A 23,287-nucleotide genomic window follows, 5' to 3' on the forward strand; every position below is an offset into this window, starting at 1 on the left:
CGGTCGAATGATGTCCGTGAACGTCAGCGTTGGCGACCCCCGTCCACCACGGTTGTGACCTTGTTCGCGCCTTGGCCGGCGCCTGTCCTCAGGTCACCACCTCATAACAAGGCCGATACTCCCCACTGATCTTCATCCGCCTCTGCACCACAAACGCCCTCAACAGCGCATCCAGCGACTCCATCATGTCCTTGTCGCCATGGATCTGGAACGGCCCATACGCCTCGATCCTGCGCATCCCATCCTCCTTCACATTCCCCGCCACGATCCCGGAGAACGCCCGCCGCAGATCCGCCGCCAGCTCATGCGGCTTCCGCCCATGGTGCAGGTCCAGCCCCGCCATCGCCTCATGCGTGGGCACGAACGGCTGCTGGAACGGCAGCGGGATATCCAGGCCCCAGTTGAAGTAGAACGAGTCCTTGTGCTCGATCCGCGCCTCACGCACGCGCTTCACGCCCGCCGCCATGCGCCGCGCGACGGCCTGCGGATCGCCCACGATGATCTCGTAGCGCTCGGTCGCGGCCTCGCCCAGCGTCAGCCGGATGAACTTGTCGATCTGCTCGAAATACGGCGCCGACGCCACCGGCCCGGTCAGGATCAGCGGGAACGGCAGCCCGGCGTTCTCTTCGCGCAGCAGCAGGCCCAGCAGGTACAGGATTTCCTCGGCCGTACCCACGCCACCCGGGAACACGATGATGCCGTGGCCGACGCGGACGAAGGCTTCGAGGCGCTTCTCGATGTCCGGCATGATCACCAGCTGGTTGACGATCGGGTTCGGGCTCTCGGCGGCGATGATGCCGGGCTCGGTGATGCCGATGTAGCGCGGGCGGCGCTGGCGCTGCTTGGCGTGGGCGATGTTGGCGCCCTTCATCGGGCCCTTCATGGCGCCGGGGCCGCAGCCGGTGCAGATGTCCAGGCCGCGCAGACCGAGCTCGTAGCCCACCAGTTTGGTGTACTCGTACTCGACGCGGTTGATGGAGTGTCCGCCCCAGCAGACCACGAGCTTGGGCTCGATGGGGTACAGCAGGCGGGCGTTGCGCAGCTGGCCGAACACGGCATCGGTGATGCCGGCGGAGGATTCGAGGTCGGCGGCGTTCTCGGGGCCAAGCTCGATCGCCATGTAGGCGAGGTCGCGCACGGTGGCGAACAGCAGTTCGGCCACGCCGCGGATGATCTGGCCGTCGACGAAGGCCATGGCCGGGGCTGCCACCAGTTCGATGCGCAGGCCGCGGTCCTGCTGCAGCACCTGGATGTCGAAGTCGGGGTACATCTCCTGCGCGGCGCGCGGGTCGTCGTTGGCGCTGCCGCTGGTCAGCACGGCCAGCGCGCAGCGGCGCAGCAGGTCGTGCAGGCCGCCGGAGGAGGCGTCCTTGAGCCGGGCCACTTCCTCGCGCGACAGCACGTCCAGGCCGCCGCGCGGGTAGATGCGGGCGTCGACGGTGGGCAGGGTGGTGGTTTCTGGCGCTGTTGCCTGGGTCATCGCTGTCCTCTTCTTCTTGTTGTCGTCGTCGTTTTCGGTGGTCGACTCTAGCGCAAGCGGGTGCCCTGCGGACACGCCGGCGGGCCCCAAACGGAAACGGCCGGGGCATGCCCCGGCCGTTCCGTGTATCGCTGTGCGTCGCCGCTTAGAACTTGTACTTCACGCTCAGCATGACCGACCAGCGGGAGACGGCCGTGTTGATGCCGTCGCCGTTGTTCTCCTGGATACCGGAGTTGTCGGTGGAACCGGTGAAGTTGTAGACGTACTTGCCGGTCTCCGGGTTGATGCCCGCGTAGTTGGCCACGCGGCGGGTGGAGAAGAAGCCGTAGTCGTCGATCAGGCCCCAGTCCTTGTTGATCAGGTTGCCGATATTCATGATGTCCAGGGCCACTTCAGCCTTGTGGCCTTCGAAGAACATCGGGACTTCCTGGCTCACGCGGACGTCGAAGCTGTTGGTCCAGCCGCTGCGGAAGGCGTTGGCCGGGGCCACCTGGCCGCGGAAGCGCTGCAGCTCGGGGGCTTCGCTGGCCATCCAGTCGAAGAAGCTCTGCTCCATCGCGTCGCCACCCACCCACTCGACGTCGCCAAGGCCGGCCGGCACGTAGAACAGGTCGTTGGTGCCGGCGCTGTCGCCGTTGAAGTCGTTGTAGTAGATGTAGCTGAACGGACGGCCCGAGCGACCTTCATAGAACAGGCCGGCCGTGGTCAGGTTGTCGCCGAACAGGGCCTTCTGCCAGGTCAGGGCCGCGGTGAAGCGGTCCTTGATCGCATAGCGCGAGTTGTAGCCGACCGGCTGGTTGGAGTTGAACACCATGGTGTTGTTCCAGTTCGACGAGTTCTGCGAGCTCGTCGCCGGGCTGAATTCCGTGGCGTCGGTGTAGGTGTAGCCAAGGGTCCAGGCCCACTGGTCGACCATCGGCTTGGACAGCGCCAGGGTGAGCTGGCGGGCCGAGCCCTTGTCGGTGTTGCGGATCACGATGGCCTGGTCGACCTCGGGGTGCTTGTTGGCGCGGTTGCCTGCGCCGTTGCGGCCGTTGCTGATGCCGTTGCCCGAGATGTTGTCCGGATCATAGCCGGCCGGATTCCAGTACATCGCGCGGCCGTCCTGGCCGTAGCGGGTCGGGGTACCGATGTCGATGCGGTCGAACCAGAGCGCGTTCTTGTTCTTGGTCACCAGCAGCTCGGCCGAGGCCACGAGGCCGTTCCACGGCAGCTCGTGGTCGAACGCCAGGTTGGCCTTCCAGATCGACGGCAGGGCCAGGCCCGGCTCCATGATGTCGGCGGTGATGCGCGGCGCCAGGGCACCGCCACCGGCGGGGACGCTCGGCGGGACGCTGGGATCGAAGTCCGGCACGGCCGCGCCGGTGATGTTGTAGGAATCGAAGTTCAGGCCGGTGTTCTGGAACGGGCCGGCGAGCCAGACGTTCGGATTGCCGCCCTGGAACAGGCCGACGCCGCCGCGCAGCTGGGTCGGGCGCTCGGTGTCGAAGGTGTAGTTGAAGCCGAAGCGCGGCTGCCACAGCTTCTTGTCGACCGTCACCGAGTTGTCGAGGCCGTAGATGTCCTGGATGCGCTGGTTGTAGATCGGCGAGTCGCCGAAGTCGGGCATGTCCACGCGCACGCCGAACATCAGGGTCAGGTTGTAGTTGAGCGCCCACGAGTCCTGCACGAACAGGCCCAGGTTCTCGAACGAATAGGCCGCCGGGATGTCGGCCATGCTGCCGCCGGCACGCGGCGCACGCAGCTGGTAGTTGCGCGCCCTGCCCGCCTCGAAGTCTTCGAGGCTGTCGAAGGTCCAGGCGCCGTTCACGTCACGGCCGTAGAAGTTGAGGATGTCGTTGTCTTCGTAGTCGAAGCCGAACTTCAGGGTGTGGTCGCCGACGTACCAGGTACCGGCGCCGAACAGGGTCAGCTGCTCGGTGTCGACCACGTTGACGTGGCGGTTGCGCTCGGTGCCCAGGTTGATGGTGTCCTGGCCCGGGCCGACGTTGTTGATGAAGATCGCCGGGAGGTCGGCATAGGTCGCCGCGACCGATGAATAGTCGCGCTGCGAGACCTTGAACTCGGTGGAGAAGTTGTCGCTCCAGTCGCTGAACAGCTCGACGACGGTGCTCTCGAAGGTCTTGTTCTGGTCGTACCAGTAGCTGGACAGCGAGACGCTGCTGCTGCCGAAGCCGACCAGCTTGGGCACGATTTCCTCGGTCTTGCTGTAGCGCAGGGCCGCACGGTGGCTGTCGTTGATGTTCCAGTCGAGCTTGACCGCGTATTCCTCGATGTCGGTCTCGGAAACGCTCGGCGGGTTGAAGCTGCCGGGATCGAAGCCGAAGCTGTTGGCCGCGGCGATCACGCGCGCGATGTCGGCATCGGTGATGTCGCCGTCGCCATACGGGGTGCCGGACAGGCTGGTGCCCGGGCGCTCGCGCTTGAACTGCTCGTAGTTGGCGAAGAAGAACAGGCGGTCCTTGATGATCGGGCCGCCGAAGGTGAGGCCGTAGGTCTCTTCCTTGTCGAAGCCGTTGAACTCGATGCCGCGCAGGTCGCTGCGCACCCAGTCGCCGTCGCGCATCGTGTAGTACGCGCTGCCGTGGAATTCGTTGGTACCCGACTTGGTCACGGCGTTGACCACCGCGCCGGTGCCACCGGAGATGGTGGTGTCGTAGTTGGCCAGGTCGATCTGGATCTCTTCGATCGCGTCCATGGAGACCGGCTGGCGCTCGGTCGGCATGTTGTTGGCTTCGAGGCCGAACGGGTCGGAGTTGCTGACGCCGTCGATGCGGATCACGTTGAAGCGCGAGTTCTGGCCACCGGCCGAGATCGAGCCATCGGCCTTGCTGACCTGCGAGATGCGGGGATCCAGGCGGATGTAGTCCTGGATGTTGCGGCTGGCCGAGGGCAGCGCTTCGATGGTCGCGTTGTCGAGGTTGGTGCCGGTGCCCATCTTGTTGGCGCTGAAGATCTCCGAGCCGCCGGCGACGCCGACCGCGGTCACCGTGGCGAGCGTGGTCACGTCGCCGGTGAGCTGGGCGTTGACCGTGTTGCTCTGGTTCAGGCCGAGGAAGACGTTGTCCTCGGTCTTGGTGCCGGCGCCGGCCTTGGTGATGATGATTTCGTACGGGCCACCCACGCGCAGGCCGCGGGCGCTGTAGCGGCCGCTGGCATCGGTGGTTACGCGGCTCGTGGTGCCGGACTCCACGTGGACGATGGTGACCTCTGCATTGGTCACCGGCAGGCCGTCGCTTCCGAGGACGACACCGCCCACGCCCGCAGACGTGGAGCTCTGGGCAAAGACGGGTGCGGCGGCAAGCGCGGCGATCAGGCCGAGCGAAAGTTTCGACACACGGAAGACGTTGCGACGGGTCATGGCTGGACTCTTGGTGGCAAAGTAAACGGACCGCGCCCCGGGGCACGGCAGGAAAGAATTCGGGTTGTCCCTGGTCACGCCGCGACCGCCGGAGCGGCAGCGGTTAACAACAGATTAACACGGTAGCCCCGCCATGTGACAGCGGGATGACGACTTCAGGCCGGGCGCATGCTCACGAGATAGCTCGCGACCCCGTCCAGCAGCATCTGCACCGAAATCGCCACCAGCAGCATGCCCATCAGGCGCTCGACGGCGGTCAGCGCGCGGGCGCCCAGCAGCCGGTACAGGTAGGGGGCGCAGAACAGGATGGTCGCGGTCGCGCCCCAGGCGATCATCAGCGCCAGGCTCCATTCCCAGAGGCGGTCGGGTTCGCGGGTGCCCATCAGCATCACCGCCGCCATGCCCGATGGTCCGGCAACCAGCGGCACGGCCAGCGGGACGATGAACGGCTCGCCGCCGGGGATCTCGCCCATCAGGCCCTCGGGTGGCGGGAAGATCATCCGCAGGCCGATCAGGAACAGGACGATGCCCCCAGCGATCGACACCGACTCCTGGCGGAGGTGCATGACCTCCAACGCGTGCTTGCCCGCCCAGAGGAAGACCATCAGCACGACCAGGGCGATCAGCAGCTCGCGCGCCAGCACGATCCGCTGCCGCTTGGGCGGCAGGTGGCGCAGGATGCTCAGGAACACCGGGATATTGCCCAGCGGGTCCAGGATCAGGAACAGCAGCAGGGCCGCGGAGGCGATGGTCACGCGGGCGGCGTCCAGGCCTGGCCGCGATGGGCCGCCCCCGCCGGCGACAGCAGCGTGACGCAGGCCGCGGCCGCGGCGGCGGGATCACGCGCCCGACGGTCCTCGTCCACCGCGTGCGAGCGCGCCCGCAGCGGCGTGCGCAACGGGCCGGGCCGCAGCCCGTGGATGCGTACCGTGCTGTTGCGGTGCTCGGCGTGCAGGGTGTCGAGCAGGGCGCGCTGGCCATGCTGCGCGATGCCGTAGGCACCGCGGTAGGCCGCCGGGACTTCGTCGTCGAGCACGAACACCACCGAGGCGTCGGGCGCCTTGCGCAGCAGCGGCAGGCACGCCTGGGTCAGCCACCAGCGCGCGCTGAGGTTCACGTGCAGTATCCGCGCGAAGTTCCCCGGGTCCGTGTGCTCCAGCGGAGTCAGGCCCGCGAAATCGGCGGCGCAGTGGAGGATGCCGTCCAGGCGCCCGAGCTGTGCCTCGATGCGCCCGGCGAGTTCGGCATGGTCGCCATAGTCCGCACCGGCCAGGTCGAATGGATAATTGACCGGCTCGGGCAGCCCGGCCGGGTCGCGAACGATCGCGTCGTACACCCGGTTGAGCCGGGGCACCTTGCGCCCGAGCAGGACCACGGTCGCTCCCGCGCGCGCGCAGGCGTGCGCGGCCGCCGTGCCCAGCCCGCCATGGGCGCCGGTCACCAGCACGACGCGCCCGGCCAGCGGAGCCCGGTCGGCGGGCGCCTCCACGGCGGCCGGGGGCGTACTCACGCCTTCTGTGTCTCCGCGACCATGCGCGCCAGCTCGCCGGACTCGAACAGCTCCATGGTGATGTCGCAGCCGCCAATCAGCTCGCCGTTCATGAAGAGCTGCGGGAAGGTCGGCCAGTTGGAGATGCGCGGCAGGTTGGCGCGGACTTCGGGGTCCTCCAGCACGTTGACGCTGCGCAGGGTCGCCATGTCGGCGCCGGCTTCGCGCAGCGCGCCCACGGTGCGGCTGGAGAAGCCGCACATCGGGAACTGCGGCGTGCCCTTCATGAAAAGGACGATGGGGTGGCCGCTGATTTCGGCCTGGATGCTTTCGACGATGGCCATGGAGGCTCCGACGTGATGCGCGACGGGCCGAGGCCACGCGGCGCGTGATGGGGATCGCGCTATTGTAGCGTCCATGGCCATTGAACTTGCCGCCCTGCCCTGGGATCGCACCGCGCTCGAGCCGCACATCTCGGGCGATACGCTCGACCTCCACCACGGCCGCCACCACCGCGCCCAGGTCGAGGCCGTCAATGCCCGTGCGCCGGCAGCCGGGATGGCTTCGGCCACGCTCGAAGAACTGGTGCGCGGCGCCCAGGGCGCGCTGCAGCAACACGCGGCCCAGGCCTGGAACCTCGCGTTCCAGTGGCGCTGCCTGAAGCCGGCCGCGGCGGGCGGCGGCGGCGAGCCGCAGGGCGAACTCGCCGAAGGACTGGCGCGGCGTTTCGGCGACATGCCGCGCTTCCGCCAGCGCTTCTCGGCGCTGGCCTGCGCACTGCAGGGCTCGGGCTGGATCTGGCTGCTGCAGCGGCCGGACGGCTCCCTCACGCTGGCGCTGACCGCCAACACCGCATCGCCCATCACCGGCGACGACCGCCCGCTGCTGGGCCTGAGCCTGTGGGAACATGCCTACGTACTCGACCACCGCGAATCACGCGCCCGCTACATCGAAGCGACCTGGAACATCGTTGACTGGACGTTCGTCGCCTCGAACCTGCGCTAGCCGCGGAGCGCCAGCAGCAGGGCATGGACGCTGCCATTCGGCCATCGCGGCCATGGCCGCTCCCACAGAACGCGCGCCATCGCGGCCTTGGCCGCTCCCACGAAAGCGCGTACGAGCGGCGGTCTACAGCTGCGATCGCGGCGATGGCCCTGGTCGCTCCCACAGCAGCTTTTGTGGGAGCAGCTACAGCTGCGATTGCGGCCCCGTCGCCATCTGATCGCCGCCGTGGCGGCGCACGCGTTTACCGGTGCAGTGGCCGTTCCCGCAGGCGGGCGATGACGGGTTCGACCTGGGCCTCGCGGCCCAGCGCTGCGCCGACGCGCTCGAGCGCTTCGGCCAGCTCGCCGTCCCCATCGGCCCGCAGGGTGGCATGGCCGACCTTGCGCCCGGGGCGCGCCGTCTTGCCGTAATCGTGCCAGTGGCCACCGGCTTCGGCCAGGACCGCGGCCGGATCCGGCATGTCGCCGATCCAGTTGAGCATGCAGCTCCTGCCCAGCGCATCCGTCGCGCCCAGCGGCAGCCCCAGCACGGCGCGCAGGTGGTTGCCGAACTGCGAGGTCTCGGCGCCTTCGATCGTCCAGTGGCCGGAGTTGTGCACCCGCGGGGCCATTTCGTTCGCCAGCAATTCGCCGTCGCGGCAGAACAGCTCCAGCGCGAACACGCCGACATAGTCCAGCGCTTCGGCCAGGGCGCGGGCGTACCCGATCGCGCGGGCTTCCAGCGACGGCGCCACGCGTGCGGGCGCAAGGCTGGCCGAGAGCACGCCATCGACGTGCCAGTTCTCGGTCAGCGGCCAGGTGCGGAATTCGCCGTCGCGGCCGCGCACGGCGACCACGCTCAGCTCGCGCTCGAAGGGTACGAAGGCCTCCAGGACCAGGCCGCCGGTGCTCGCCTGGGCGCCCAGCGCGTCCCAGGCCGCTGCGGCATCCGACGCCGCGCGGATCCGGAACTGGCCCTTGCCGTCGTAGCCCAGGCGCCGGGTCTTGAGGATGCAGGGCAGGCTGAGCCCAGCCACCGCCGCATCGAGGTCGTCGCGGGTATCGACGGCGACGTAGCCGGGCACAGGGATGCCGAGCTCGCCGAACAGGGTCTTTTCGGCCAGGCGGTCCTGGCTGGTGCCCAGGGCACGCGGGTTCGGGAACATCGGCACCCGCTCGCTCAGCCACTGCGCCGATGCAGCGGGGACGTTCTCGAAATCGAAGGTGGCGATATCGATGCCCGAGGCGAACTGCGCCAGCGTGCCGGCATCGCGGTAGTCGCCTACGACCAGCGGCGCGAACTGGCCGGCGCAGGCCTCGGCGCTGGTGTCCATCACCGAGAAGCGCAGGCCGAGCGGAGCGCCGGCCAGGGCCATCATCCGCGCCAGCTGGCCGCCGCCAAGGATGCCGACGGTGGTCATCGGACGCACTCCGCGCCGGCATGCGGCTGCAGGCACGCGCTCATCGGCGCGGGTCGTCGCCGGCGGCGACGTCTTCGGTCTGGCGCTGGCGGAAGGCATCCAGCGCTGCCGCCACGCCGGCATCGCCCGCGGCGGCAAGCTGCGCGGCGGCGAACAGCGCCGCGTTGGCCGCGCCGGCACTGCCGATAGCGAACGTGGCCACCGGTACGCCGGCGGGCATCTGCACGATCGACAGCAGCGAATCCATGCCGTTGAGTGCCTTCGACTGCACCGGCACGCCCAGCACCGGCAGCGGGGTCTTCGACGCGATCATCCCCGGCAGGTGCGCGGCGCCGCCGGCGCCGGCGATGATCACCTTCAGGCCACGGTCGCGCGCGCCGGCCGCGTACTCGAACAGCACATCGGGCGTGCGGTGCGCGGAAACAACGCGGACCTCGTGCGCGATGCCGAGCTCTTCGAGCTTCTGCACGGCGTGCTGCATGGTGTCCCAGTCGGATCGCGATCCCATCACGACGCCGACGACGGGCGGGCTGTTGGTGGCGGTCATTGGCCGTCCCCGGTGGCAAAGACGTATTCTAGCGGCCCCACGCCGCGACGTACCGCCATGGACCGCAAGCTGCTCGACATCCTCGTCTGCCCCGCCAGCCGCCAGCCGCTGGCACTGCTGGAACCCGCCGGGCTGGAGGCGCTGAACCGCGCCATCGCCGCCGGTGGCATACAGCGTGGCGACGAAGCCGTGCAGGCCGAGCCGCTGCGCGAGGCCCTGGTGACCCGCGACCGGCGCACCGTGTACCGCGTCGACGACGGCATCCCGGTGCTGCTGGCCGAAGAGGCGATCGCCACCGCGCAGGTCGGCGGCTTCCCGGGCGCATGAGCGCCGTCGGCCCCGGTCCGGACGCCGCGCCAACGGGGGCGGCCCCGTCGAATGCGTCCTGCGAAGGGCGATCGGCCGCCGTTGCCATACCACCGGCCGCCATCGTCTCCGCCGACGTCGGGCGCGCGCTGGCCGAGGACATCGGCAGCGGTGACGTCACCGCCGCCCTGCTTCCGGACGCGCCGGAGTCGGCGTACCTGCTGTGCAAGGAGGACGCCGTGGTCTGCGGCCGGCCGTGGTTCGACGCCTGCCACCGCGCGCTGGACCCGGAGGTCGCCATCGACTGGCGCGTCGCCGAAGGCGCCCACGTGCGCGCCGGCACCGTGCTGGCCATACTCCGCGGCCGCACCCGCGCCCTGGTCAGCGCCGAGCGCACCTCGCTCAATTTCATGCAGACGCTCTCGGGCACCGCGACCACGGTGGCCGCCCACGTCGACGCGGTACGCGGCACCGGTGCGCGCATCCTCGACACCCGCAAGACCCTTCCCGGCCTGCGCATCGCCCAGAAGTACGCGGTCCGCGTGGGCGGCGGCGACAACCACCGCATGGGCCTGCACGACGCGGTGATGCTCAAGGAAAACCACGTCCGCGCCGCCGGCTCCATCGCCGCGGCCATTGCCGCCGCGCGCGCAAGCCAGCCGGGGCTACCCCTGATCGTGGAGGTCGAGACCCTGGCCGAGCTGCGCGACGCGCTCGAGGCCGGCTGCGACCGCATCCTCATCGATGACTTCGACGCCGATGCCCGCCGCGAGGCGGTCCGCATCGCCGCCGGCCGGATCCCGTTGGAGGTCTCGGGCGGCGTGGACCTGGATTCGCTGCGCGCGATCGCCGCCGACGGCGTCGACTGCATTTCCGTGGGCGCCCTGACCAAACACGTGCGCGCTGTCGACCTTTCGCTGAAGCTGGGGCCGCCCCCCGCCTAGCGCAACAGCAGCAGCGCCGTCGCGCCGAGCACGGCGAGTGCAGCTATCCACCACCACGCGGACGCCCCCTTCGTCGCCCCGGGCATGCGCACCGGCTGCGGGCGTTCCGCCGCGGCGCCCGGCGCGACCACCCGGAACCTCAGCACGTCGAAGCCAAGCTCGTCACCGTGCTGTGCCCAGGCACGTTCGCGCGGCGTTTCATTGAGCAGCCAACCGTTGGTGGAATCCAGGTCTTCCACCAGCAGGCCCTGCGCAGTCGGCGTCAGGCGCACGTGTTCGCGCGACACGCCCGGGTGGTCGAGGTGGATCCCGCAGTCCGGTCCGCGGCCAAGCACCGTGGGCCCGACCAGCGGAAAGGTGCGGCCGAAGCCCGCCCCGCCCACGCCGCGAAGCACGTAGCGCGGCAGCGCCGGACGCACCACGGTGGCTGCCGTAGCGGCGCGGATGCCGGGCTGCGGCGGCCGTGGATCAAGGGCCTCGTCGGCCTGGCGGATGCTGTTCATGCGGGGGAAATTGCGATGTCCTGCGTGAAGCCCACGCAAAGGCTTGCCGAAAACGCGGGTTGGCCCCAGATTGCACAGCCATGCCCAGTCTGATCCTGCTGATGATAGCCGGCGCACTCGCCTATGCATGGTGGAACGCGGCGCGCGCGGCCAGCGAACACGCCATCGACATCGGCCGCGCCGCCTGCCGCACCGCCGGCGTGCAGCTGCTTGACCAGACCGTGCACGCCATCGGCCTGCGCCTGCGCCGCCGCAGCGACGGCCGGCTGGGCCTGGAGCGCAGCTTCCGCTTCGAGTATTCGCACGATGGCACCGACCGCCAGCGCGGCCGCATGGTGTTCCACGGAAGCCGGCTGGTGTCGTTCACCGGGCCGGCGCCGGCAGTGGCGTCCAGCCTTCTCGGCGAAGACTGAGCCGGCAGCGCCAGGCGGATACGCCTTGCTGGAGTGGGGCCTACTTGATTACGCGCAGGTGGGCGCCGCGACGCGGCGTCGGCGCGCCATCGCCATCGTCGTCGCCGTCGCCGTCATCACTGTTCTCGCGCTCCGCGCGCGGGGTCGCGTCATCCACGCCACCCGGCACCACGCCGAGCACGACATCGCCACCCGGCGTCCGGTCGGCGTCGTCTCCGCCTTCCGGGTCATCGCCCGCCTCGCCGCCGCCGGCGGCCATCTGGTCGTCCGGCAGCGCCATGCCCTGCCCGGTTTCACGGGCATAGATGGCGAGCACCGCGCCCACCGGCACGGTGACCGGATGGCTGACGCCGCCGAAGCGCGCGGTGAAGCTGACCGCCTCGTTGTCCATGTGCAGCCGGGCGACCGCGCGGTCGGCGACGTTGAGCACCACCCGGCCGTCTTTCACCGTATGCGGTGGCACGCGGACACCGGGACCGAGCGCGTCCACCAGCAGGTGGGGCGTCATCCCGTTGTCCACGATCCATTCGTACAGCGCCCGCAGCAGGTAGGGGCGATGGCTTGTCATCCGGGCCATGTCGTTCATGCCCGGATTCTACCGCGAGGCGGCGTCAGGCCGGCAGCTCGCGCAGGTGCCGCTCCTGCGGGGTCAGGCTGCGCGTGAATCCCGGATTGCGAAAGATCCGGCTGCCATAGTCCTCGATCGCCTTGCCGTCCTTCGGAAGCGGCACGCCCAGTGCCTCCAGGCGCCAGATGATCGGCGCCATCGCACAGTCGGCCAGGCTCATTTCCGGGTTCAGGAAGAACTTGAAGGCCTTGAACAGCGGCACCGATGCGGTCAGCAGCTCCTTCAACCGCTTGCGCGCGGCATCGGCCTGCGCCTTGGTGCCGGTCTGGATCGAGCGCACCTCGGGGACCCAGTCGTGCTCGAGTCGGAGCATGGCCAGCCGCAGCCGCGCGCGCGACAGCGGATCGACCGGCATCAGCGGCGGGTGCGGATAGCGTTCGTCCAGGTACTCGGTGACCACGCTCGAGGCGTAGAGCACCAGGTCCCGCTCGACCAGGGTCGGCACCGAATGGTAGGGATTCAGGTCGAGGAGGTCCTCGGGCGGATCCTTGGGGTCGACGGTGATCAGGTCGTAGGTGACGCCCTTCGCCGCGAGTACCAGCCGCACGCGGTGGCACAGCACGTCATCGGCGGAGGAAAAAAGCGTGAGTGCGTTACGCATGCGTGGACTCGCTGCCATCATCGGACAACTCCCTTCAGTGCACGTCCTTCCAGTATTCCTTCTTCAGCAGCCACGCCAGGAAGGTGAAGAATGCGAGGAACAGCAGGACCCACACGCCGATCGCCTCGCGCTTGACCGCCACAGGCTCGCCCGCGTACTCGAGGAACGCGGTGATGTCGCGCGCGGCCTGGTCGAACTGCAGCGGATCCATGGTGCCGGGCGATGCCACTTCCAGGCGATCGATCAGCGGATCGCCCGTGGCCTCGTCCTTGCCACCGTAGATCGGGCGCTGGATGCCCTGCATCTGCCACAGCACGTTCGGCATCGACGCATTGGGGAACACGGTGTTGTTCCAGCCAAGCGGACGCTCCTCGTCGATGTAGAAGGCCTTGAGGTAGCTGAAGATCCAGTCTCCGCCGCGCACGCGCGACGTCAGGCTGAGGTCTGGCGGCACGATCCCGAACCAGTCGCCGGCGTGCTCGGCCGGCATCGCGGTCAGGATCTGTTCGCCGAACGCGGCGCCGGTGAAGTTGAGGTTGGTCATCACCTCGTCTTCGGTCAGCCCGAGGTCCTCGGCCATGCGCGAGTAGCGCAGGTATTTCAGCGAATGGCAGGACGAGCAGTAATTCATGAACAGCTGCGCGCCACGCTGCAGCGACGCCTTGTCGCTGAGGTCGGTGCCGGCGTGCTGGACCGGGCCACCGGCCGCGGCCAGCGCCGAGAACGAGAGCAGCATGGAGGCCGCAAAGACTGCGACGCGGCTGATGAGGGTCATGGGCTTAGTCATGCGTGGTCACCCGATCCGGCACCGGCTTGGTCTTGTCGAGCTTCGTCCACAGCGGCATGGTGATGAAGAAGGCGAAGTAGAAGAAGGTCAGGAAGCGGCCGACGATGGTTTCGACCGGGTCGGTACCCGGGCCGGCGCCGATCTTGCCCAGCCAGATGAAGGCGAGCGCGAACAGGCCGAGCAGCACCTTCGACATCAGGCCACGGTAGCGGTAGGACCTGACCTTGGCGCGGTCGAGCCACGGCACCAGGAACAGGATCGCGATGGCGCCGAACATCACCAGCACGCCGCCGAGCTTGTCCGGCACCACGCGCAACATCGCGTAGTAAGGCGTGTAGTACCACACCGGCTTGATGTGCGCGGGCGTCACCAGGTGGTTGGCCTCGGTGAAGTTGTCATGCTCGAGGAACCAGCCGCCGAAGGCCGGCGCGAAGAAGATGATGAAGGCGGCGATCATCAGGAAGAAGCCCACGCCCACCAGGTCCTTGACCGTGTAGTAGGGGTGGAACGGGATGCCGTCGGCGGGCTTGGTCGCGTCCCAGCGATTGCCCTTGGGTCCCTTCTTGATCTCGACGCCGTCGGGGTTGTTCGAGCCGACCTCATGCAGCGCGCCCAGGTGCAGCACGACCAGAAGCAGCAGCACCAGCGGCAGCGCGATCACGTGCAGCGCGAAGAAGCGGTTGAGCGTGGCGTCCGAGGGCAGGTAGTCGCCCATGATCCATTCGACCAGGCCATTGCCGACGATCGGGATCGCGCCGAACAGCGAGATGATCACCTTGGCGCCCCAGAACGACATCTGGCCCCAGGGCAGCACGTAGCCCAGGAAGGCCTCGGCCATCAGCACCAGGTAGATCAGCATGCCCAGGATCCACACCAGCTCGCGCGGCTTCTGGTAGCTGCCGTACATCAGCCCGCGGAACATGTGCAGGTAGACGACGATGAAGAACAGCGAGGCGCCGGTGGAGTGCATGTAGCGGATCAGCCAGCCCCACTCGACGTCGCGCATGATGTACTCGACCGAGCTGAACGCCTCGGCCGCGGACGGCTTGTAGTGCATCGTCAGGAAAATGCCGGTGACGATCTGGTTGACCAGCACCAGCATGGCCAGCGAGCCCATGTAGTACCAGAAGTTGAAGTTCTTGGGCGCGTAGTATTCGGTCATGTGCTTGCGGTACATCGGCATCATGCCGGGCGCCCGCTCGTTGACCCAGTCCGCCACGTTGTTGGCGGTGCGCGTGATCAGGTTCGACATGGCTTACACGGCCCCCTGCGGATCGACGCCGATGACAATCGTGTTGTCGTCCGCGAAATGGTGCGGCGGCACCACGAGGTTGGTCGGCGCCGGCACGCCCGAATACACGCGGCCGGCCATGTCGAACTTCGACTTGTGGCAGGGGCAGAAATAGCCGCCCTTCCAGTTGGCGTCGAACGGCGCCGGACGGATCTCGGCGACCATTTCCGGCGAGCAGCCGAGATGGGTGCAGATGCCCACGAGCACCGAGATTTCGGGCTTCAGCGAACGCAACTCCGGATTGGCCTCGCGGACGTATTCCGGCTGCTGCTCCGGGTTTTCCGACATCGGGTCGCTCAGCTGGTCGTCCAGCGTCGGCAGCAGCTGCAAGACCTCCTGCGAGCGCTTCACGATCCAGATCGGCTGGCCGCGCCACTCGAACACCAGGCGCTCGCCCTCGGCCAGCGCGCTGATGTCCGCGGTCACCGGCGCGCCCGCAAGCTGCGCGCGCTGGCTCGGGAACCAGGTCTTGACGAATGGAACCACGGCCACGCCGGCGCCAACGGCGCCCACGACCGCGGTGGTGGCTGTCAGGAAGCGCCGCCGGCCGTGATCGACCGTGCCCCCCTCGACAGGATCCAGAACCCCTTCATTGCCCATCCGCCACTCCGAAATCGTACGGTCGCTATGTGTAATTCGCTGCCGCGGACCTGACTCCCGTGGGAGGCCAGCCGCCAAAAGACAATCAAGTGTAGCGGAACGCCGATTCAGGCGACAACGTGGGACGCGCCCCGAGGGCTCAATTGGCGGCCACGTGGCCCCGGTAGCGATCGGCCAGGATGGCCACGCGCTCGACGTAGCGCCGGGTCTCGTTGTACGGCGGCACGCCCTTGTGGCGGTCGACCGCGCCTTCGCCGGCGTTGTAGCCGGCCGCGGCCAGGGTCAGGTCGCCGTTGAAGCGCTTGAGCAGCCAGGCGAGATACCTGACGCCGCCGCGGATGTTCTGCGCCGGGTCGAAGGCGTTGGTGACCCCGAAGCGGTCGGCGGTGGCCGGCATCAGCTGCATCAGGCCCTGCGCGCCCACCCGCGACAGCGCATTCGGGTTGAACGCGGATTCGGCGTGCATCACCGCGCGGATGACTGCCTCTTCGACGCCGAATTCCGTCGCCGCCGCCTTGACCTCGGCATCGTAGGCACTGGTATTGAGGCGCACGTTGCCGAAGTTGAGGCCCGGCGAGCCGCAGGCGTAGCAGGTCTCGAAAAAGCTGTAGCGGATGGTGCGCAGCGCCGAGGCACCCCCGCCGGCGGGCTTGCGGCTGGTGTAGTGCCGCACGCCGTCCTTGACGTACGAATAGACCTGGCCCTGGACCAGGCGCCGCGAGCCGCTGCCAGACGAGGGTGCGGACGGGACCTGCACGGCCGCGGGCGTCGCGGAGCCGGCGCCCATGAAGGTGGCCGGGGCATTGGCATCCAGCGAGGCCGGCGAGCCCTGGACCGCGGTCGATGCATTCACCGCGCCAACCGCGCCCGGCGTGGTGGACGGCTGGCTGGGGCGGGACGGCCGGCTGGGCCGGTAGGTGCTGGCCACCGAGCAGCTCGCGCCCTTGATGCGCTTGCTGACGTAGCTTGCGACCCCGTCGCCGACGTCGCAGCGGTAGATGGTGCCGGCCACGACCGGGCCGGCCGCCGCCATGCAGGCAAGGCCGATCATCGCCGCGCAGGCGAAACCCGTGAATTTGCCGTAGCGATTCATCCCCGCCCCTCCATCGCGCGCAGTCTCCATGCTTGAGGCGGTCTTGCCAAGGGCTGAAACCGTGACCATGCCCGGGAAAACGCCCAGCCGCCGCGTCTCCGGCCAACACCCGGAGTGCCGGCGCCCCCCGGCACGGCGTGGCACCCCGCCCCGCCGCCATGGCCGCGGACTGCAATGCCGGGGTGCGCGGACGGGTTTAGACTGGCGGCTCCCATCTTCGATCCGGCCCGGACTGATCGCCGCGCCCCGGAACCGCCATGACCACCAAGACCCTGCCGGGCTCCGCGCCCGAAGCCGCCGCACCGCCCGCCCGCAAGCTCTTCATCCAGACCCACGGCTGCCAGATGAACGAGTACGACTCGGCGCGCATGGCCGACGTCCTGGCCGCCTCCGATGGACTCGAACTCACCACGAACGTCGACGAAGCCGACGTGATCCTGGTCAATACCTGCTCGATCCGTGAAAAAGCGCAGGAGAAGGTGTTCAGCCAGCTCGGTCGCTGGAAGTCCCTCAAGCGCGACCGCCCGGTGCTGATCGGCGTCGGCGGCTGCGTCGCCAGCCAGGAGGGCGCGGCTATCGTGAAGCGCGCGCCCTACGTCGATCTGGTGTTCGGCCCGCAGACCCTGCACCGGCTGCCCGAGATGCTCCGTGGGCGCCGCGAGACCGGTCTCCCCCAGGTCGACATCAGCTTCCCTGAAATCGAGAAGTTCGATCGGCTGCCGGAACCGCGCGCCGACGGCCCCAGCGCCTTCGTCTCCATCATGGAGGGCTGCAGCAAGTACTGCTCGTTCTGCGTGGTGCCCTATACCCGCGGCGAGGAGGTCAGCCGGCCGTTCGAGGACGTGTTGGTGGAGGTCATGCAGCTGGCCGCGCAGGGCGTGCGCGAGGTGAACCTGCTGGGCCAGAACGTCAACGCCTATCGCGGGCCGATCGCAGACCCCGGCGCAGGTGCCGACGTCGCGGACGGCACGCCAGGCGACCACGCAGCGCCGGGCGCGTCCCAGTTCGCCGATCTCGGCCTGCTGATCCGGACCATCGCCGAGATCGACGGCATCGACCGCATCCGCTTCACCACCTCGCATCCGCTGGAGTTCTCGGATTCGCTGATCGAGGCCTATCGCGACGTGCCGCAGCTGGCCAACTACCTGCACCTGCCGGTGCAGTCGGGCAGCGACCGCATCCTGACGGCGATGAAGCGCGGCTACACGGCGCTGGAGTTCAAGCAGAAGATCCGCAAGCTGCGCGCGGTGCGGCCCGACATCTCGATCTCGTCCGACTTCATCGTCGGTTTCCCGGGCGAAACCGATGCCGACTTCGAGAAGACCATGAAGCTGATCGAAGAGGTTGGCTTCGACCAGTCGTTCTCCTTCATCTATTCGCGCCGCCCCGGCACGCCCGCCGCCGACCTCGAAGACAGGGTCACCAGCGAGGAAAAGCACGCTCGGCTGTCGCGGCTGCAGGCGCGCATCAACGACCACGCCGCGGGCATTTCGCGGGCGATGCTCGGGAGCGTGCAGAAGGTGCTGGTCACCGGGCCGTCTCGCAGGGATCCGAACGAGCTCACCGGCAAGACCGAGAACATGCGCTCGGTGAACTTCGCCGGCCCGCCGCGGCTGGTCGGGCAGTTCGTCGACGTGCTGATCACCGGCGCGCTCAGCAACTCGCTGCGCGGCCGGGTGGCCACGGTCGACGCATCGGCCGAAGCACGCGCCGAAGCGCCCGTCGGCGCCTGAGGCGACGCCGTGTCACCACGGCGCCGGCACGCGCATGCTCCGCCACCGCGCAGGCGGTTCGACCCGCTGGGGCTGTGGCTTTGCGGGCTGGCCGTCCTGGGCCTGGCGCGCACCTGGATGTATCTGGTGCGCGACGGCGGAACGGCCGGTGTCGTCGGCTGGATCTGGTTTGGCGGATCACTGCTGATGGCCGGGATCGGCGTCGTCCTGCTGGCACGCGGCCTGGCGGGCATCGCTCCGCGCCAGCCGGAACGGCCGGACCAAGCGGACCAGCTGCCGCCGCGCTAGGCATCGGCCGGAGCGTGGACCGGCGATCATGGTCCCGGGACGGGCGGCGCGCTACCCTTCCGCACTATGTCCAGCCCACACCAGCGCGACTTCACCCTCGAACCCGCCGATACCGAACGGCTGGCCAACCTCAGCGGACCCTTCAACGGCCACCTTCGCCAGATCGAACTGGCCCTGGGCGTCGAGATCGCCAATCGCGGCAACGTGTTCCGGGTCACCGGCGACGATGCCGGGCGCGTCGACGGCGCCGAACGCCTGCTGCGCGACCTGTACGGCGAGGCCGGCGCCGAAACCTTCGACGGCCACGGCATCAACCTGCGCCTGAACGCCGTTCGCGCCGCGGCGGACGACCTGGACGCCGGCAGCGGCGCAGGGGCGGCGCGCGACGCCGATCCGGACTACGTGCCGCAGGAGGTCGCGATCCGGGTCAAGCGCGGCACCATCCGCGGCCGCGGTGCGAACCAGCAGAAGTACCTGCACGCGATCGCGACCCACGACATCAACTTCGGTATCGGCCCGGCGGGCACAGGCAAGACCTTCCTGGCCGTGGCCAGCGCGGTCGAGGCGCTCAACGAATCCCGCGTGCAGCGCCTGGTGCTGGTACGCCCGGCGGTCGAGGCCGGCGAGAAGCTCGGCTTCCTGCCCGGCGACCTCTCGCAGAAGGTCGATCCCTACCTGCGCCCGCTGTACGACGCGCTGTACGAGATGCTGGGCGTGGAAAACGTGCTCCGGCTGCTGGAGAAGAACGTCATCGAGATCGCGCCGCTGGCCTATATGCGCGGACGCACCCTCAACGACGCCTACGTGATCCTCGACGAGGCCCAGAACACCACCATCGAACAGATGAAGATGTTCCTGACCCGGCTCGGCTTCGGCAGCACCGCGGTGGTCACCGGTGACCTCACCCAGATCGACCTGCCGAAGTCGGTGAAGTCGGGCCTGCGCGACGCGGTTGAGGTGCTGCACGATGTCGAGGGCACAAGCTTCACCTTCTTCGAGTCACGCGACGTGGTCCGCCATCCGCTGGTGGCGCGCATCGTGAACGCGTACGAGCGCCGCGACGCGCAGGACGCGTCCACCGGCGCGGCGTAGACTGCCGGCATGACCAAGGGCCCGGTCCGCCTCGATGTCGCCGTCGGCTATGCCCTGCCCCGCGCCGGGCTGCCGGCGGCGGTGAGCTTCCGCAAGTGGGTGGCCGCAGCGCTGGCCGGGCGCATCCGCGAGGCCGACCTCGCCATCCGCCTGGTGGACGAGAAGGAAGGCCGCTCCCTGAACCGCCATTACCGCGGCAAGGATTACGCGACCAACGTGCTCAGCTTCCCGGCCGAGCTCGACGAGGACATCAAGCTGCCCGCCGGCGTGCGCATGCCGCTCCTGGGTGACCTGGTGCTCTGCGCCCCGGTCATCGCCCGCGAGGCCCTCGAGCAGGGCAAGTCCCTGGCCGCACACTACGCCCACCTGACCGTCCACGGCAGCCTGCACCTGCTGGGCTGGGACCACGGCAACGACGTCGAGGCCGAGGCGATGGAGCAGCTGGAGCGGGAAATCCTGGCCGGGCTGGGCATCGACGATCCCTACCGCGTGGCCTGAGCGGACGCGGTAAACTGCAGGGCCGCCCTTCCCCCAGGGCGATGACACGAGCGAGATGTCCGAAGACGACAGTAGTAGCCAGGGCAACAACGGTGCGACTCCGGATCACCCGGAACGGCGCCGCGGCTGGCTGGAGCGCCTGAGCTCCGCGATTTCCGGTGATCCCACCACCCGCGACGACCTGCTGGAGCTGCTGCGCGACGCCCAGGCCGACGGCCTGGTGGAGGCCGACACCCTGCGCATGATGGAGGGCGCGATCGCGGTGTCCGACATGACCGTGGGCGACGTCATGGTGCCGCGTTCGCAGATGGTCTCGCTGCCGGTCGAGTCGCGCTTCATCGACCTGATGAAGGAGGTGGTGGAATCCGGCCATTCGCGCTTCCCGGTGCACGGCGAGGACAAGGACGAGATCCTCGGCATCCTGCTGGCCAAGGACCTGCTGCGCGGCGTGGTGGCCGACAACGGCCCCGGCACGGTGCGCGAGCTGCTGCGCCCGGCGGTGCTGATCCCGGAATCGAAGAAGCTCAACGTGCTCCTGCGCGAGTTCCGCCAGTCGCGCAACCACATGGCGATCGTGATCGACGAATACGGCGGCGTGGCCGGCGTGATCACGATCGAGGACGTGCTGGAAGAGATCGTCGGCGAGATCGATGACGAACACGACGACGCCGAAGACCCCGAAGCCCTGATCGCCGCCCAGGCCGACGGCCAGTACGTGATCGACGCACTCACCCCGATCGACGACTTCAACGAGCGCTTCGGCGCCGACTTCGACGACGACGAGTACGACACGATCGGCGGCCTGGTCACCGCGGCCATCGGCCACCTGCCGGAAACCGGCGAAGAGCTGACGCTTGGTCGCTTCAGCTTCCGCGTCGCCAGTGCCGACGCGCGCCGGCTGCACGCGCTGCACCTGTCGATCCATGGCGACTGAGCCCCGCCGGGCACCCGCCGGCATGTCCGCGGGCCCGGTTCGCGCGCCACACGCCAGGCACACCCTTGCCCGGCGCCTGGCCCTCACCATGCTGCTTGCCCTCCTCGCCTGCGCGCTGCCGGCGCTGGCGGCGCCGCGCATCGGCGTGGTCACCATGCAGCCCGGCGAGATCTTCTTCGAACGCTTCGGCCACAACGCGATCGTGGTCGATGACCCGGAGGCCGGCCCGCCTCTCTCCTACAACTTCGGCTTCTTTGATCCGGACGAGCCGGACTTCGTGGCCCGGTTCGCGCGCGGCGACATGCACTACCGCCTGGTTGTCCTGCCCCTCGCCGACGACCTTGCCTACTATCGCGACGTCGGCCGTGGGGTTTCGATCCAATGGCTTGATCTCGACGCCACCCAGGCCGCCGGCCTCGCCGCCCGGCTCGCTGAAAACGCGCGCCCCGAGAACGCCGGCTACGCCTACGACTACTTCACCGACAACTGTTCCACGCGCGTGCGCGATGCGCTCGACGACACTCTCGGCGGTGCGCTGCGCCGGCACATGCAGGGCCGCTCGCAGGGCAACACCTACCGCAGCGAAGCCGTGCGCCTTGCGCGCCCCGCGGCGTGGATGGCGCTGGGCTTCGACCTCGGCCTGGGGCCGGCCGCCGACCGCCCGAACGCGCTCTGGGACGACGCCTTCGTGCCGATGCGCCTGGCCGCCGCGCTGCGTGACGTGCAGCGTGCCGACGGCCAACCGCTGGTGGCGTCCGAGCAGGCACTGCTGCCGCACCGCCTGGACCCGGAGCCGGAACCGCGCCGCGTGGCCTGGATCCCGTGGCTCGTCGCCGGACTCGCGCTGGCCGCACTCGCCTGGTCGCAACGCGGGCACCCTCGCGCCGTGGCCTGGGCGGCGATGGCAACCTGGCTGGCCTGCGCCCTGGTCGGCGCGCTCATGCTGTACATCTGGCTGGGCACCGCGCACCGCTTCGGCTGGGCCAACCACAACCTGGCCCTGTTCAACCCGCTGTGCCTTTTGCTGCTTCCTGGTGCGTGGCGCATCGCGCGCGGCGGCGACGGCGGCGCGGCGTTCCGGGTCCTGTCGGGCATCGTCGCCGTGCTCGCCCTGCTGTCGCCGTTCCTGCTGTGGATGCCGCTGCAGTCGCAGCGCAATGGCCACTGGATCGCCTTGATGCTGCCGCTGCAGCTGGCACTGCTGGCGGTCCTTCGACGCCCCAGGCGCGAAGGGGCATGATGCGGCGATGACCGCCCCCGCGCCGCCGCTGCCCGCCTGCGTCATCAACAACGCCGCCTACGATCGCCAGGGTCGGCGGCGCGACATCAGCCTCGACGAAATCAGCGACGTGCTCGCCGTCGACGACGGCAGCTTCGTCTGGGTGGGGTTGTTCGAGCCCGACGAAGCGGTGCTCGCCAAGCTGCAGGAAGAGTTCGGCCTCCACGCGCTGGCCGTCGAGGACGCCCACCACGCCCACCAGCGTCCCAAGCTGGAAGCCTATGGCGACTCGCTGTTCGTGGCGGCCAACACCGCGCAGGTGGTCGACGAACACATCCGCTACGGCGAAACCCATGCCTTCCTCGGCCCCCGCTACCTCGTGACCGTGCGCCACGGCGCCTCGGTGTCCTACGCACCGGCGCGGGCCCGGATGGAGCGCGACCCCGAGCTGCTGGGGCTGGGCCCGGGCTTCGCCCTGTACGCGGTGCTCGACGCGATCGTCGACGACTACGTGCCGATCGTGGACGAGTTCAAGGCGACCCTGCTGGCGCTGGAACAGGACATCTTCCGCGACACCTTCCACCGCGGCATCCTGCGCCGCCTGTACGACCTCAAGCGCGAGCTGACGTACATGCGCGTATCCCTGACTCCGATGCAGGACGTGCTGTCGCAGCTGCTGCGCAGCAACACGCCCCTGCTGCACGACGAGATCCGCCTGTACCTGCGCGACGTCCTCGACCACTCGGTGCGGATCAACGACAGCATCGACATGCTGCGCGACATGCTTGGCACGGCGCTCAGCGTCAACCATGCGATGGTGACCCTGGCCCAGGGCGAGGTCGTGAAGCGGCTTGCCGGGTGGGCCGCGCTGCTGGCTGCGCCCACCCTGATCACCAGCTGGTACGGCATGAACTTCGCGCACATGCCCGAACTGTCGGGCCGCTGGAGCTATGCGGTGCTGGCGGGAGCGGTGGTGGTGGTGGTGGCCGCGCTCTACGCGTACCTGCGCAAGGTGAGATGGCTCTGAGGGGGGCCGCCGCCTGCGACCAAAGTCCCAGGCGCGATGATGCCGCATT

General features: G+C 69.0%; 25 protein-coding genes. 11 read left to right on the forward strand and 14 right to left on the reverse strand.

The window, feature by feature from the left end:
- Window positions 1–88 precede the first annotated feature (88 nt).
- From ppnN to grxD, 5 genes are all read right to left on the reverse strand, one after another.
- Window positions 89–1,480 carry a nucleotide 5'-monophosphate nucleosidase PpnN gene (ppnN, locus tag WCE39_RS01940; RefSeq protein ID WP_343275032.1) on the reverse strand — a complete coding sequence of 464 codons (1,392 nt, stop codon included), beginning with the start codon at window positions 1,478–1,480 and terminating at the stop codon, window positions 89–91.
- Between the two features lie 145 nt (window positions 1,481–1,625).
- On the reverse strand, window positions 1,626–4,841 hold the full coding sequence (locus WCE39_RS01945) for a TonB-dependent receptor (protein ID WP_343275033.1): 3,216 nt from the start codon (window positions 4,839–4,841) through the stop codon (window positions 1,626–1,628).
- Between the two features lie 155 nt (window positions 4,842–4,996).
- Complete coding sequence (locus WCE39_RS01950) at window positions 4,997–5,596, reverse strand: YhgN family NAAT transporter (RefSeq protein WP_343275034.1); 600 nt, start codon at window positions 5,594–5,596, stop codon at window positions 4,997–4,999.
- Window positions 5,593–6,330: an SDR family NAD(P)-dependent oxidoreductase gene (locus WCE39_RS01955; RefSeq protein ID WP_449283951.1), complete on the reverse strand. Its 738-nt coding sequence runs from the start codon at window positions 6,328–6,330 to the stop codon at window positions 5,593–5,595. Before WCE39_RS01955 ends, WCE39_RS01950 begins: the two co-directional genes overlap by 4 nt.
- A gap of 17 nt (window positions 6,331–6,347) precedes the next feature.
- On the reverse strand, window positions 6,348–6,674 hold the full coding sequence (grxD, locus tag WCE39_RS01960; protein WP_343275036.1) for a Grx4 family monothiol glutaredoxin: 327 nt from the start codon (window positions 6,672–6,674) through the stop codon (window positions 6,348–6,350).
- A 73-nt stretch (window positions 6,675–6,747) separates the two neighbouring features.
- On the opposite strand from grxD, the gene WCE39_RS01965 reads away from it, so the two are divergent.
- The gene (locus WCE39_RS01965; RefSeq protein WP_343275037.1) at window positions 6,748–7,335 is read left to right on the forward strand and encodes a superoxide dismutase; all 588 of its coding nucleotides are present in this window, start codon (window positions 6,748–6,750) and stop codon (window positions 7,333–7,335) included.
- A 241-nt stretch (window positions 7,336–7,576) separates the two neighbouring features.
- Here WCE39_RS01965 and WCE39_RS01970 read toward each other — a convergent pair whose 3' ends face one another.
- Together WCE39_RS01970 and purE are read right to left on the reverse strand one after the other, a co-directional pair.
- Window positions 7,577–8,734, reverse strand: coding sequence for a 5-(carboxyamino)imidazole ribonucleotide synthase (locus tag WCE39_RS01970; protein WP_343275038.1), 1,158 nt, complete (start codon window positions 8,732–8,734; stop codon window positions 7,577–7,579).
- A gap of 40 nt (window positions 8,735–8,774) precedes the next feature.
- The gene (gene purE, locus WCE39_RS01975) at window positions 8,775–9,281 is read right to left on the reverse strand and encodes a 5-(carboxyamino)imidazole ribonucleotide mutase (RefSeq protein WP_343275039.1); all 507 of its coding nucleotides are present in this window, start codon (window positions 9,279–9,281) and stop codon (window positions 8,775–8,777) included.
- A 57-nt stretch (window positions 9,282–9,338) separates the two neighbouring features.
- Between purE and WCE39_RS01980 the strand changes: the two genes are divergently transcribed.
- Window positions 9,339–9,608 carry a Trm112 family protein gene (locus WCE39_RS01980; RefSeq protein ID WP_343275040.1) on the forward strand — a complete coding sequence of 90 codons (270 nt, stop codon included), beginning with the start codon at window positions 9,339–9,341 and terminating at the stop codon, window positions 9,606–9,608.
- Entirely contained in the window at window positions 9,605–10,531 is a 927-nt protein-coding gene (gene nadC / locus WCE39_RS01985; RefSeq protein WP_343275041.1) for a carboxylating nicotinate-nucleotide diphosphorylase, read from the forward strand. Before WCE39_RS01980 ends, nadC begins: the two co-directional genes overlap by 4 nt.
- Here nadC and WCE39_RS01990 read toward each other — a convergent pair.
- On the reverse strand, window positions 10,528–11,034 hold the full coding sequence (locus WCE39_RS01990) for an FHA domain-containing protein (RefSeq protein ID WP_343275042.1): 507 nt from the start codon (window positions 11,032–11,034) through the stop codon (window positions 10,528–10,530). The two genes, nadC and WCE39_RS01990, sit on opposite strands and share 4 nt — an antisense overlap.
- 80 nt (window positions 11,035–11,114) lie before the next feature.
- Between WCE39_RS01990 and WCE39_RS01995 the strand changes: the two genes are divergently transcribed.
- Window positions 11,115–11,447, forward strand: a complete 333-nt coding sequence (locus WCE39_RS01995; RefSeq protein WP_343275043.1) for a DUF3301 domain-containing protein — start codon at window positions 11,115–11,117, stop codon at window positions 11,445–11,447.
- Between the two features lie 40 nt (window positions 11,448–11,487).
- Here WCE39_RS01995 and WCE39_RS02000 read toward each other — a convergent pair whose 3' ends face one another.
- The 6 genes from WCE39_RS02000 to WCE39_RS02025 form a co-directional block, all read right to left on the reverse strand.
- Complete coding sequence (locus WCE39_RS02000) at window positions 11,488–12,033, reverse strand: ClpXP protease specificity-enhancing factor (RefSeq protein WP_343275044.1); 546 nt, start codon at window positions 12,031–12,033, stop codon at window positions 11,488–11,490.
- A gap of 25 nt (window positions 12,034–12,058) precedes the next feature.
- The gene (locus WCE39_RS02005; RefSeq protein WP_343275045.1) at window positions 12,059–12,694 is read right to left on the reverse strand and encodes a glutathione S-transferase N-terminal domain-containing protein; all 636 of its coding nucleotides are present in this window, start codon (window positions 12,692–12,694) and stop codon (window positions 12,059–12,061) included.
- 16 nt (window positions 12,695–12,710) lie between these two features.
- Entirely contained in the window at window positions 12,711–13,451 is a 741-nt protein-coding gene (locus tag WCE39_RS02010) for a cytochrome c1 (protein WP_449283943.1), read from the reverse strand.
- A gap of 4 nt (window positions 13,452–13,455) precedes the next feature.
- On the reverse strand, window positions 13,456–14,715 hold the full coding sequence (locus WCE39_RS02015; RefSeq protein WP_343275047.1) for a cytochrome b: 1,260 nt from the start codon (window positions 14,713–14,715) through the stop codon (window positions 13,456–13,458).
- Window positions 14,716–14,718: 3 nt separating this feature from the next.
- A complete protein-coding gene (petA, locus tag WCE39_RS02020) occupies window positions 14,719–15,354 on the reverse strand; it encodes a ubiquinol-cytochrome c reductase iron-sulfur subunit (protein ID WP_343275048.1) in 636 nt (211 codons plus the stop codon).
- A gap of 139 nt (window positions 15,355–15,493) precedes the next feature.
- A complete protein-coding gene (locus WCE39_RS02025) occupies window positions 15,494–16,405 on the reverse strand; it encodes a lytic transglycosylase domain-containing protein (protein ID WP_449283950.1) in 912 nt (303 codons plus the stop codon).
- Between the two features lie 299 nt (window positions 16,406–16,704).
- Between WCE39_RS02025 and miaB the strand changes: the two genes are divergently transcribed.
- The 7 genes from miaB to WCE39_RS02060 all read left to right on the forward strand — a co-directional run bounded on the left by miaB (window position 16,705) and on the right by WCE39_RS02060 (window position 23,238).
- Window positions 16,705–18,180 carry a tRNA (N6-isopentenyl adenosine(37)-C2)-methylthiotransferase MiaB gene (miaB, locus tag WCE39_RS02030; protein WP_343275050.1) on the forward strand — a complete coding sequence of 492 codons (1,476 nt, stop codon included), beginning with the start codon at window positions 16,705–16,707 and terminating at the stop codon, window positions 18,178–18,180.
- 117 nt (window positions 18,181–18,297) lie between these two features.
- Complete coding sequence (locus WCE39_RS02035) at window positions 18,298–18,468, forward strand: hypothetical protein (RefSeq protein ID WP_343275051.1); 171 nt, start codon at window positions 18,298–18,300, stop codon at window positions 18,466–18,468.
- A gap of 66 nt (window positions 18,469–18,534) precedes the next feature.
- Window positions 18,535–19,560, forward strand: a complete 1,026-nt coding sequence (locus WCE39_RS02040) for a PhoH family protein (RefSeq protein ID WP_343275052.1) — start codon at window positions 18,535–18,537, stop codon at window positions 19,558–19,560.
- Window positions 19,561–19,569: 9 nt separating this feature from the next.
- Window positions 19,570–20,058, forward strand: a complete 489-nt coding sequence (ybeY, locus tag WCE39_RS02045; protein ID WP_343275053.1) for an rRNA maturation RNase YbeY — start codon at window positions 19,570–19,572, stop codon at window positions 20,056–20,058.
- Window positions 20,059–20,113: 55 nt separating this feature from the next.
- On the forward strand, window positions 20,114–20,992 hold the full coding sequence (locus WCE39_RS02050; RefSeq protein WP_343275054.1) for an HlyC/CorC family transporter: 879 nt from the start codon (window positions 20,114–20,116) through the stop codon (window positions 20,990–20,992).
- Window positions 20,993–21,080: 88 nt separating this feature from the next.
- Window positions 21,081–22,232, forward strand: a complete 1,152-nt coding sequence (locus WCE39_RS02055) for a lipoprotein N-acyltransferase Lnb domain-containing protein (RefSeq protein ID WP_343275055.1) — start codon at window positions 21,081–21,083, stop codon at window positions 22,230–22,232.
- A 7-nt stretch (window positions 22,233–22,239) separates the two neighbouring features.
- Complete coding sequence (locus tag WCE39_RS02060) at window positions 22,240–23,238, forward strand: magnesium and cobalt transport protein CorA (protein ID WP_343275056.1); 999 nt, start codon at window positions 22,240–22,242, stop codon at window positions 23,236–23,238.
- The last annotated feature ends 49 nt before the right edge of the window (window positions 23,239–23,287 follow it).

Source organism: Luteimonas yanweni, from assembly GCF_039548475.1.
Lineage (GTDB): Bacteria > Pseudomonadota > Gammaproteobacteria > Xanthomonadales > Xanthomonadaceae > Luteimonas.

Excerpts from the sequence above, each read along its gene's own strand:
- ppnN (WP_343275032.1), bottom strand. The coding sequence starts at position 1,480 with ATGACCCAGGCAACAGCGCCAGAAACCACCACCCTGCCCACCGTCGAC.
- WCE39_RS01945 (WP_343275033.1), bottom strand. The coding sequence starts at position 4,841 with ATGACCCGTCGCAACGTCTTCCGTGTGTCGAAACTTTCGCTCGGCCTG.
- grxD (WP_343275036.1), bottom strand. The coding sequence starts at position 6,674 with ATGGCCATCGTCGAAAGCATCCAGGCCGAAATCAGCGGCCACCCCATC.
- WCE39_RS01965 (WP_343275037.1), top strand. The coding sequence starts at position 6,748 with ATGGCCATTGAACTTGCCGCCCTGCCCTGGGATCGCACCGCGCTCGAG.
- WCE39_RS01970 (WP_343275038.1), bottom strand. The coding sequence starts at position 8,734 with ATGACCACCGTCGGCATCCTTGGCGGCGGCCAGCTGGCGCGGATGATG.
- purE (WP_343275039.1), bottom strand. The coding sequence starts at position 9,281 with ATGACCGCCACCAACAGCCCGCCCGTCGTCGGCGTCGTGATGGGATCG.
- WCE39_RS01980 (WP_343275040.1), top strand. The coding sequence starts at position 9,339 with ATGGACCGCAAGCTGCTCGACATCCTCGTCTGCCCCGCCAGCCGCCAG.
- nadC (WP_343275041.1), top strand. The coding sequence starts at position 9,605 with ATGAGCGCCGTCGGCCCCGGTCCGGACGCCGCGCCAACGGGGGCGGCC.
- WCE39_RS01990 (WP_343275042.1), bottom strand. The coding sequence starts at position 11,034 with ATGAACAGCATCCGCCAGGCCGACGAGGCCCTTGATCCACGGCCGCCG.
- WCE39_RS01995 (WP_343275043.1), top strand. The coding sequence starts at position 11,115 with ATGCCCAGTCTGATCCTGCTGATGATAGCCGGCGCACTCGCCTATGCA.
- WCE39_RS02000 (WP_343275044.1), bottom strand. The coding sequence starts at position 12,033 with ATGAACGACATGGCCCGGATGACAAGCCATCGCCCCTACCTGCTGCGG.
- WCE39_RS02005 (WP_343275045.1), bottom strand. The coding sequence starts at position 12,694 with ATGGCAGCGAGTCCACGCATGCGTAACGCACTCACGCTTTTTTCCTCC.
- WCE39_RS02010 (WP_449283943.1), bottom strand. The coding sequence starts at position 13,451 with ATGACCCTCATCAGCCGCGTCGCAGTCTTTGCGGCCTCCATGCTGCTC.
- WCE39_RS02015 (WP_343275047.1), bottom strand. The coding sequence starts at position 14,715 with ATGTCGAACCTGATCACGCGCACCGCCAACAACGTGGCGGACTGGGTC.
- petA (WP_343275048.1), bottom strand. The coding sequence starts at position 15,354 with ATGGGCAATGAAGGGGTTCTGGATCCTGTCGAGGGGGGCACGGTCGAT.
- WCE39_RS02025 (WP_449283950.1), bottom strand. The coding sequence starts at position 16,405 with ATGATCGGCCTTGCCTGCATGGCGGCGGCCGGCCCGGTCGTGGCCGGC.
- miaB (WP_343275050.1), top strand. The coding sequence starts at position 16,705 with ATGACCACCAAGACCCTGCCGGGCTCCGCGCCCGAAGCCGCCGCACCG.
- WCE39_RS02035 (WP_343275051.1), top strand. The coding sequence starts at position 18,298 with ATGTATCTGGTGCGCGACGGCGGAACGGCCGGTGTCGTCGGCTGGATC.
- WCE39_RS02040 (WP_343275052.1), top strand. The coding sequence starts at position 18,535 with ATGTCCAGCCCACACCAGCGCGACTTCACCCTCGAACCCGCCGATACC.
- ybeY (WP_343275053.1), top strand. The coding sequence starts at position 19,570 with ATGACCAAGGGCCCGGTCCGCCTCGATGTCGCCGTCGGCTATGCCCTG.
- WCE39_RS02050 (WP_343275054.1), top strand. The coding sequence starts at position 20,114 with ATGTCCGAAGACGACAGTAGTAGCCAGGGCAACAACGGTGCGACTCCG.
- WCE39_RS02055 (WP_343275055.1), top strand. The coding sequence starts at position 21,081 with ATGCTGCTTGCCCTCCTCGCCTGCGCGCTGCCGGCGCTGGCGGCGCCG.
- WCE39_RS02060 (WP_343275056.1), top strand. The coding sequence starts at position 22,240 with ATGACCGCCCCCGCGCCGCCGCTGCCCGCCTGCGTCATCAACAACGCC.